The sequence below is a fragment of the Winogradskyella psychrotolerans RS-3 genome (assembly GCF_000427335.1).
GTDB classification, from domain to species: domain Bacteria; phylum Bacteroidota; class Bacteroidia; order Flavobacteriales; family Flavobacteriaceae; genus Winogradskyella; species Winogradskyella psychrotolerans.
Window position 1 is genome coordinate 139,048 of the sequence record NZ_ATMR01000176.1, and the last position, 7,945, is coordinate 146,992.

Genomic DNA, 7,945 nt, shown 5'->3' on the forward strand with positions numbered 1-7,945 from the left:
TTTGATAGAATTTATGAGATTTACTTTATGATTTCTTATTACCTTTGCCCATACAATACGTTGTTAAGTAAGGAAATGGACTTTAACTGGTAAAATTAACAATTATTGTGCCCAATATCGACTATGAAAAAAGAAAATATTTATATACTAGGAATTGAGTCGTCTTGCGATGACACAAGTGCTGCAATACTATGTAACGACCAAATTCTAAGCAATGTTGTAGCAGACCAAAAAATACATTCAGAATACGGAGGTGTTGTACCAGAATTAGCATCGCGGGCACACCAACAAAACATTGTCCCTGTGGTACACCAAGCTATTGAAAAAGCAGGAATTAAAAAGGAGCAATTATGTGCCGTAGCTTTTACAAAAGGTCCTGGATTAATGGGGTCTTTATTAGTCGGAACTTCTTTTGCCAAATCACTTGCTTATGGTTTGGATATTCCATTGATTGATGTCAACCACATGCAAGCGCATATTTTAGCCCATTTTATAGACGAAGAAGATCATAAAAAACCTCCTTTTCCTTTTTTAGCTATGACCATTTCTGGTGGACATACACAGATTGTAAAAGTGAATAGCCATTTTGATATGGAAGTTATAGGTGAAACTATTGATGATGCTGTTGGTGAAGCTTATGATAAAAGCGGAAAAGTTTTAGGTTTAGGGTATCCTGCTGGACCAGAAATTGACAGACGTGCACAACTTGGAAACCCAAAAGCCTATCAATTTACAAAACCAAAAGTTGATGGTCTAAATTTTAGTTTTTCGGGATTAAAAACCAACATTCTCTATTTTGTGCAACGCGAAGTCAAAGCGAATCCTAACTTTATTGAAGAAAACCTGAATGACATCTGTGCTTCTATTCAATATACTATCATCGGTATTTTAATGGCTAAATTGAAATTAGCCGTAAAGCAGACTGGCATTACACACATTGCAATTGGTGGAGGAGTTTCTGCGAATTCAGGCATTAGAAAAGCACTTAAAGATGCTGAACAAAAATTTGGATGGACGAGTTATATTCCAAAGTTTGAATACACTACCGATAATGCTGCCATGATCGCTATTGTTGGGTATTTGAAATATTTAGAGAAAGATTTTTCGGATTTTGATGTCATGGCTACGGCACGATTGAAAATATGATTTTTGAGTTTGTATTCTTAAAAAGATTATTAACCAGTTAGCTTTTATTATCCTGCTACTTCTGAGTATCTCAGTGAAAAAGTTGTACACAGAGATTCTCAGAAAAAATGAGATTTACGGGGAGAGAAGTCTTCATTCATGTCTAATTTTTAGCTCTACAAGAGTTTTGCACATTACAAAATAGTTTCTTTTTCAAAATTGTTAAAACATCTGTTAACATTCTTACAGTCTTTACTTCAATTATAACCTAAAATTTAGTTGCTTTGCAGTACCCCAAAATCTAACTAAATTCAAATCTAAATTATGAAGCGTTTATTTACACTTTTACTTTTAATTCCTTTATTCAGTTTTTCTCAAGAGTCTTTTGAAAAACAACTCGATTCAATTTCAACGTCAGAGGAAGCAACGGCGTTTTTAAAAGAAAACAAACCTAAACAAGGTAAATTATCTATATATAATAAAGAAAAACATAAAACCAGATTAGCCGACGACCTGTTTAATCTTTCTAAAGGAGGAAAAAAAGTGACAAGAACCGACTTTAAAAAAACCTTTTATAAAGTTGTGGATAAATCTGATGTGGACCATTTTAAATTTAACATTATTGTAATTGATGCCTCTAAAACGTCAGAAGAAGAAGCCAAATTAAAACGAGAGAAAGTCTTTGCATTATACCAACAAGGCTATAAGTTTAAAGATTTAGCAAAGCACCACTCTTCTGGAAATACAGCAAAAACAAAAGGTGATACTGGATGGATAAAAGCTGGTGATATGCCTCTCGCTTTTGATGCTGTGGCAATACATGAAAATCATGACATCGGTGATATTTTTCCTATCGACGATGTTGAAAATAAAAAATATTATTTAGTTCTTAAAACCGAAAACAGAACACCAATTGAAGAGATTACAGTCTTAAAATTCACCGAAGATATTGAGTAATGCAGTTATTTTACAATCCAAATATTTCTGAAAACGATACCAGCTTTAGTTTTGATAAAGATGAAAGCAAACATATCGCAAAAGTTTTACGCAAAACCATTGGTGACACGTTGCATATCACCAATGGGAATGGTTGGTTGTTTACTGCAGAAATTACACTAGCAGATCAAAAACATTGTACGGTTGCAATAACTTCTAAAAGTTTACAAGCTAAAAGAAATTACAATTTACATTTGGCTGTTGCTCCAACAAAAATGAACGACAGGTACGAGTGGTTTTTAGAAAAAGCAACGGAGATGGGTGTAGAAACCATCACGCCTATTATTTGCGATCATAGCGAACGGAAAGTGGTGAAGACCGAACGTTTTGAAAAAATCATTCAGTCTGCCATGAAACAATCGTTGCAATGTTATTTGCCGACACTAAATCCGCCAATGGCTTTTAAAGATTTTATTGATCAAGATTTCACTGATCAGATCTTTATTGCACATTGTGAAGAAACAGACAAAAAGTCGTTAAAATCACAATTAAAAACGGCTGTAGATTGTACTATATTAATTGGCCCAGAAGGTGACTTTAGCGTTAAAGAAATTGAAATGGCCTTGCTGCACCATTTTATTCCTGTAACTTTGGGTGAGACACGCTTAAGGACAGAAACGGCTGCCATTGCAGCTTGCCATTCTATGGCATTTTTAAATGAACTTTAATGAAAGTATTTATTTCTTTTTTATTTTCTCTCTTTTCATTGTTCTTGTTTTCACAAGACGTAGCCATTCTTAAATATAAAGGAGGAGGCGATTGGTACAGCAATCCAACGGCTTTGCCGAATTTAGTAAAATATTGTAACGATAATATTGATACTAATATTAATGAAAGTATTCAAACTGTAGAAGTAGGAAGTATAGATATTTATCAGTTCCCTTTTTTACATATGACAGGTCATGGCAATGTATTCTTTAGTGATGATGATGCCGAAAATTTAAGGAATTATCTCCTTTCTGGTGGGTTTCTTCATATTGATGACAATTATGGAATGGAACCTTATATTACCAAGGAACTCAAAAAAATATTTCCAAATAATGAATTAATTGAAATCCCAAAGGATCACAAAATATTTAGTTCTGCTTTTGAATTTCCGAATGGTTTACCTAAAATTCATGAGCATGATGGTAAAGCGCCCCAAGCTTTTGGGATTTTTGAAGATAATAGATTAGTATTACTTTTTACACTTGAAAGTGATTTAGGCGATGGTTGGGAAGACCAAGAAGTTCATAATGATCCGGAAGACGTCAGAGAGAAAGCACTTAAAATGGGAGCTAATATTGTGAAGTATGTTTTTGAGAATTGATTATCATTTAGAATAAAGATAAAATAGCAAGAACAAAGACTAAATAGGTATGAAGAGGTTTTCAATAAAATATAAAATAACAGCTGCTTTATTAGTTTTAGCTTTTACGTTTCAATCTATGGAATCTATAAATAATCATACTTATAAAATTGGTGTTGATAGTTACCATTATATTTATACCTGTTTTGGATTTATACCATCTCATTTAGCTTGGACTTGTAATGCTCAATTCTGTAGCGAAATATTATAATTAGTTAACAGCGAAACTTCGTTCTTCATGCTTCTATCTTCTAATTTTATGCAACTCAACCACTACAATTCCAATTTCAAAAAACAAATATTTCCTATCACAGTAATTTGCGATAATGTTACCAATGCTCCAAATATTGGAAGTCTATTCAGAATTGCAGATGCTTTTGGTATTGAAAAACTCATTTTTTGTGGTGTAGATATTCCATTAGGTAAACGAATGACAAAAACCTCGCGCTCTACTGAAAAGTACGTTAATCACAGTTTAGAAGACAATATTGAAACACAAATCAAAACTTTAAAGGCAAATAACTACTATTTAATTGCTTTAGAAATTTCAGAAAACAGCCAGCCCATAACCGAATTTAAACTTCAAACCAGCCAACCTATTGCTTTAATTTTAGGTGATGAAAATTTTGGTGTATCTGAGGCTATTTTAGAACAAGTAGATGCTATCGTCCATATTAATATGTTTGGTAATAACAGCAGTATGAATGTTGTGCAGGCCACTAGTATTGCACTTTATGAAATCACAAAACAATTGAATGCTGTTTAAATGAGTGAATTTTATCTCAACATCTTTCCCTATATTTATCGCATGAAACGCGACTATTAAACGTGTTTTAACTAAGCACATTATTAATAGCGAACAACATGTGTCCTATTAAAAACAATAAACACAAACACATGAATTCAAAAACCATAGCCAACGGTATTTTAAGAGCATTAGGGGTTATTCTAGCCGTAATTCTTGTATTATATTTCTTATTTAAAATTCAATCTGTTATTGTTTACATCGCTCTTGCTGTAGTTATTTCACTAATAGGACGACCAATTATACTATTTTTAAGAGAGCGATTAAAGTTTAACAATACCATTGCTGTTGTAACCACAATGGTATTGCTTTTAGGACTCTTTATTGGACTCATAGGCCTTTTTATTCCATTGATTATTGAACAGGGTAAAAATTTATCCTTGTTAAATATTGATGAATTACAAGGCAATATTGAAAATCTTTATGACCAAATTATCACCTATTTTCAATTCAACCATATTGATATTGAACAATCCATTGAAGATTCGCATTTACTTTCAAAACTCGATTTTGCAATTATACCTAACTTTTTAAATAGCTTTATAAGTGGTTTGGGCAGTTTCAGCATTGGTTTGTTTTCCGTACTTTTTATTTCATTCTTCTTTTTAAAGGATAGTAAGCTGTTTGAAGATGGCTTAATGACTTTTATTCCAAGCGGAAATGAAGAACGTTCTAAACGTTCTATTACTACCATTAAAGACTTATTATCCCGATATTTTGTTGGGCTTATATTTCAAATATTAATCTTATTTGTTATTTACACTATTGTTTTATTAGTGTTTGGTATTGATAATGCTATTGTTATTGCATTTTTATGTGCACTTCTCAATCTTGTACCTTATGTTGGGCCATTAGTTAGTGGCTTTTTAATGCTTTTACTAAGTATGTCTAGCAACTTAGGAGAAAGCTTTAGCGAGGTAATTTTACCGAAAACAACCTATGTAATGATTGGTTTTATTTTCGCACAATTGGTAGACAATTTCTTTAGTCAGCCGTACATTTTTTCTAAAAGTGTAAAATCTCATCCACTAGAGATTTTCTTAATCATCATCATCTCAGGTATACTCTTTGGTGTTGTTGGTATGATTGTAGCCATACCTACTTACACCGCTTTAAAAGTAATTTTGAAAGAATTTTTATCGGATTACAACATTGTTCAAAAGCTTACTAAAAACCTATAGTTATAAATTGAATAAGACACTATTAAATATTGAAATTCAAAACTTTATACAGAAGAATATAAATTCAGATACTTCTGATTTATTACTGAAAGGTATTCCGTTTGAAACTATCGATTCAAAATTAATCATAGAACAAATTGAAGCAAAAAAACGATGTCAAAAGAAATTACCAACTTGGTTTCAAGCTGAAAATATATACTACCCTAATAAACTCAATATTGAACAAACCTCTTCAGAAACTACCGCTAAGTATAAAGCAAATTTAATCACTGGAGATAGCCTAATTGACTTAACGGGAGGCTTTGGAGTTGATGCTTATTTTTTTTCAAAACGTATTAAACAGGTCACACATTGTGAAATCAATTTAGAACTTTCAGAAATTGTAAATCATAACATAAAAATTCTTAATACTACTAATATTAAATGCTTAAATGAAAGTGGTATTGAAGTCTTAAAACATGCTGATAAACCTTTCGATTGGATTTATATTGACCCTTCTCGTCGCGATGATTCTAAACAAAAGTTTTTTTACTCTCAGATTGTGAGCCCAACATAAAAATACATCAAGAATTATTTATGAAACACTCCAAAAATGTGATGATTAAAACGTCTCCATTATTGGATTTATCAGCGACACTTTCTGATTTGAATTATGTAAAAGAGATTCATGTTGTAGCCGTTAACAATGAAGTTAAAGAATTATTATGGCTATTACAGCGTAATTTTAACGGTGACGTTTTAATTAAAACGGTGAATTTACAAAAAGATGCTTCTCAGAATTTTAATTTTAGTTTCAACGATGAGCCTGAAGCTATAGCAACCTATAATGAACCACTCACCTATTTGTATGAACCTAATGCTGCTGTTTTAAAATCGGGTAGTTTTAATTCGGTTAGTACGCTTCTTAATGTAGACAAGCTGCACAAGCATTCGCATTTATATACATCGCAAACGTTAATAGATTTTCCAGGTCGGCGATTTATAATTGAAAAAATATTACCATTCAACAAAAAAACATTTTCAAAAGAAAAAATCTCGAAAGCCAATATCACCACGCGAAACTTTCCACTTTCAGTCAATGATATTCGTAAAAAATTAAAAGTCAAGGATGGTGGAAATACCTACCTCTTTTTCTCTACTGATTGCAATGATTCTAAAATTATTATCGTTTGCTCTAAAGCAGATTAATAATTTCAAGCAATATTAGTTGATCAACTATACCATTCCAATGTAACTAAGACAGAAATCCGTCTTGAACAACTACCATATCATTTCCCCAAAGTTTAACCAAGAATGAAATATCAACAGGAAAGAATGAAGACGATCCATCAGAATTATATTTCACAGGACATTCTAATCGGTTGTTATCTATTATTCGACATTTATTCTGGCCATTATCAGAAATAAATATAGCGCCAGAATCCAACTTTTCATATACTTTTTTTAAGTCGATAATGGCATATTTAAAAAATTCTGAAGATTTACTTACTTCTTTTTTAGAGCAATTTAAAATACCATAAGTAAAATAATGCGCCTTCATTTTAAAATATTCAGATTCTTTACGATCCTCATGTTTGTTTTTATCGCGTCTATAACGAATTGTAAAATCGTTGAAGGTTTTATATTTTTCTTCTCTAAAACGTTCTTGTACACTTTTTATAGCATTTCCATTTCTAAAAATGTAATCAATACCGTCCGTCATGTCAATAAATTTAGCGTAGCTCTTTTTTAACCTAACCTCCTGCCAATCAATGCGTTTATAAATATTAGGTAGTGCAATATGTTTATGCACGTAATCTGTAAACGCTCTATCTTTTTTATAACTAGACATTTAACACTTTAGAATTTATAAATGGTCACTTTAATAAAACAAACACTAAATAGATATAAGAAATTTCAACACAATTCTTATATCTCTCTGATAAATATACACTTAAATATGTGATGTAAAATATTCCTATAATTTTTAAAAAAACTCAAAAAAATTGTTGCGTTTTTTAAAATGTTAAGCTACATTTGCATCCGCATTTAAAGAGAATGTTCTTATGCTTATTGGAGAGGTGCCTGAGTGGCCGAAAGGAGCGGTTTGCTAAATCGTCGTAGGTGGAAACACTTACCCAGGGTTCGAATCCCTGTCTCTCCGCAAAATTTTACTGCAGCATATGCGACTGTTAGTAATATTAATGATAACCAATTCGGGGTGTAGCGTAGCCCGGTTATCGCGCCACGTTTGGGACGTGGAGGCCGCAGGTTCGAATCCTGCCACCCCGACTTTTATTGAATTTTTAGAGTTTTACTCTGGAATGGTCGCATAGCTCAGCTGGATAGAGCACCTGCCTTCTAAGCAGGCGGTCCTAGGTTCGAATCCTAGTGCGATCACAAAAAGCCTTAACATTTATGTTGAGGCTTTTTTGTGTTTTATTATGTGTTTTTTTACCTGTTTTAAGGTATCAAGACTAAAAGTTGTGTTTAAGCAAAAAAAAAGCCTGA

8 protein-coding genes, 3 tRNA genes and 1 pseudogene are annotated in these 7,945 nt (G+C 32.2%); 11 read left to right on the forward strand and 1 reads right to left on the reverse strand.

Going from position 1 to position 7,945, the window contains the following annotated elements:
• Positions 1–123: 123 nt before the first annotated feature.
• The 8 genes and pseudogenes from tsaD to ADIWIN_RS16290 all read left to right on the forward strand — a co-directional run bounded on the left by tsaD (position 124) and on the right by ADIWIN_RS16290 (position 6,643).
• Complete coding sequence (tsaD, locus tag ADIWIN_RS16260; RefSeq protein ID WP_020894621.1) at positions 124–1,146, forward strand: tRNA (adenosine(37)-N6)-threonylcarbamoyltransferase complex transferase subunit TsaD; 1,023 nt, start codon at positions 124–126, stop codon at positions 1,144–1,146.
• Between the two features lie 303 nt (positions 1,147–1,449).
• Positions 1,450–2,082, forward strand: a complete 633-nt coding sequence (locus ADIWIN_RS16265; protein WP_020894622.1) for a peptidylprolyl isomerase — start codon at positions 1,450–1,452, stop codon at positions 2,080–2,082.
• Positions 2,082–2,789 (forward strand): 16S rRNA (uracil(1498)-N(3))-methyltransferase, encoded by a 708-nt coding sequence (locus tag ADIWIN_RS16270; RefSeq protein WP_020894623.1) that lies wholly within the window; start codon positions 2,082–2,084, stop codon positions 2,787–2,789. Before ADIWIN_RS16265 ends, ADIWIN_RS16270 begins: the two co-directional genes overlap by 1 nt.
• Positions 2,789–3,430 (forward strand): DUF4159 domain-containing protein, encoded by a 642-nt coding sequence (locus ADIWIN_RS16275; protein ID WP_020894624.1) that lies wholly within the window; start codon positions 2,789–2,791, stop codon positions 3,428–3,430. Before ADIWIN_RS16270 ends, ADIWIN_RS16275 begins: the two co-directional genes overlap by 1 nt.
• 49 nt (positions 3,431–3,479) lie before the next feature.
• Positions 3,480–3,680 (forward strand): hypothetical protein, encoded by a 201-nt coding sequence (locus ADIWIN_RS20410; RefSeq protein WP_152487282.1) that lies wholly within the window; start codon positions 3,480–3,482, stop codon positions 3,678–3,680.
• A gap of 48 nt (positions 3,681–3,728) precedes the next feature.
• Positions 3,729–4,235 carry a TrmH family RNA methyltransferase gene (locus ADIWIN_RS16280; protein WP_040757623.1) on the forward strand — a complete coding sequence of 169 codons (507 nt, stop codon included), beginning with the start codon at positions 3,729–3,731 and terminating at the stop codon, positions 4,233–4,235.
• A 131-nt stretch (positions 4,236–4,366) separates the two neighbouring features.
• Complete coding sequence (locus ADIWIN_RS16285) at positions 4,367–5,455, forward strand: AI-2E family transporter (protein WP_020894627.1); 1,089 nt, start codon at positions 4,367–4,369, stop codon at positions 5,453–5,455.
• 7 nt (positions 5,456–5,462) lie between these two features.
• Positions 5,463–6,643: pseudogene (locus tag ADIWIN_RS16290) on the forward strand (THUMP-like domain-containing protein).
• Positions 6,644–6,689: 46 nt separating this feature from the next.
• Here ADIWIN_RS16290 and ADIWIN_RS16295 read toward each other — a convergent pair.
• Positions 6,690–7,286 carry a hypothetical protein gene (locus tag ADIWIN_RS16295; RefSeq protein ID WP_020894630.1) on the reverse strand — a complete coding sequence of 199 codons (597 nt, stop codon included), beginning with the start codon at positions 7,284–7,286 and terminating at the stop codon, positions 6,690–6,692.
• A 223-nt stretch (positions 7,287–7,509) separates the two neighbouring features.
• Between ADIWIN_RS16295 and ADIWIN_RS16300 the strand changes: the two genes are divergently transcribed.
• The 3 genes from ADIWIN_RS16300 to ADIWIN_RS16310 all read left to right on the forward strand — a co-directional run bounded on the left by ADIWIN_RS16300 (position 7,510) and on the right by ADIWIN_RS16310 (position 7,834).
• Positions 7,510–7,598, forward strand: a tRNA-Ser gene (locus ADIWIN_RS16300).
• A 53-nt stretch (positions 7,599–7,651) separates the two neighbouring features.
• Positions 7,652–7,726 (forward strand) — tRNA-Pro (locus ADIWIN_RS16305).
• Between the two features lie 34 nt (positions 7,727–7,760).
• Positions 7,761–7,834: transfer RNA gene (locus ADIWIN_RS16310), tRNA-Arg, on the forward strand.
• The last annotated feature ends 111 nt before the right edge of the window (positions 7,835–7,945 follow it).

What these genes read in the sequence shown, in the direction of transcription:
- ADIWIN_RS20410 (WP_152487282.1), top strand. Translation starts at nt 3,480, where the DNA reads ATGAAGAGGTTTTCAATAAAATATAAAATAACAGCTGCTTTATTAGTT.
- tsaD (WP_020894621.1), top strand. Translation starts at nt 124, where the DNA reads ATGAAAAAAGAAAATATTTATATACTAGGAATTGAGTCGTCTTGCGAT.
- ADIWIN_RS16270 (WP_020894623.1), top strand. Translation starts at nt 2,082, where the DNA reads ATGCAGTTATTTTACAATCCAAATATTTCTGAAAACGATACCAGCTTT.
- ADIWIN_RS16285 (WP_020894627.1), top strand. Translation starts at nt 4,367, where the DNA reads ATGAATTCAAAAACCATAGCCAACGGTATTTTAAGAGCATTAGGGGTT.
- ADIWIN_RS16275 (WP_020894624.1), top strand. Translation starts at nt 2,789, where the DNA reads ATGAAAGTATTTATTTCTTTTTTATTTTCTCTCTTTTCATTGTTCTTG.
- ADIWIN_RS16265 (WP_020894622.1), top strand. Translation starts at nt 1,450, where the DNA reads ATGAAGCGTTTATTTACACTTTTACTTTTAATTCCTTTATTCAGTTTT.
- ADIWIN_RS16295 (WP_020894630.1), bottom strand. Translation starts at nt 7,286, where the DNA reads ATGTCTAGTTATAAAAAAGATAGAGCGTTTACAGATTACGTGCATAAA.
- ADIWIN_RS16280 (WP_040757623.1), top strand. Translation starts at nt 3,729, where the DNA reads ATGCAACTCAACCACTACAATTCCAATTTCAAAAAACAAATATTTCCT.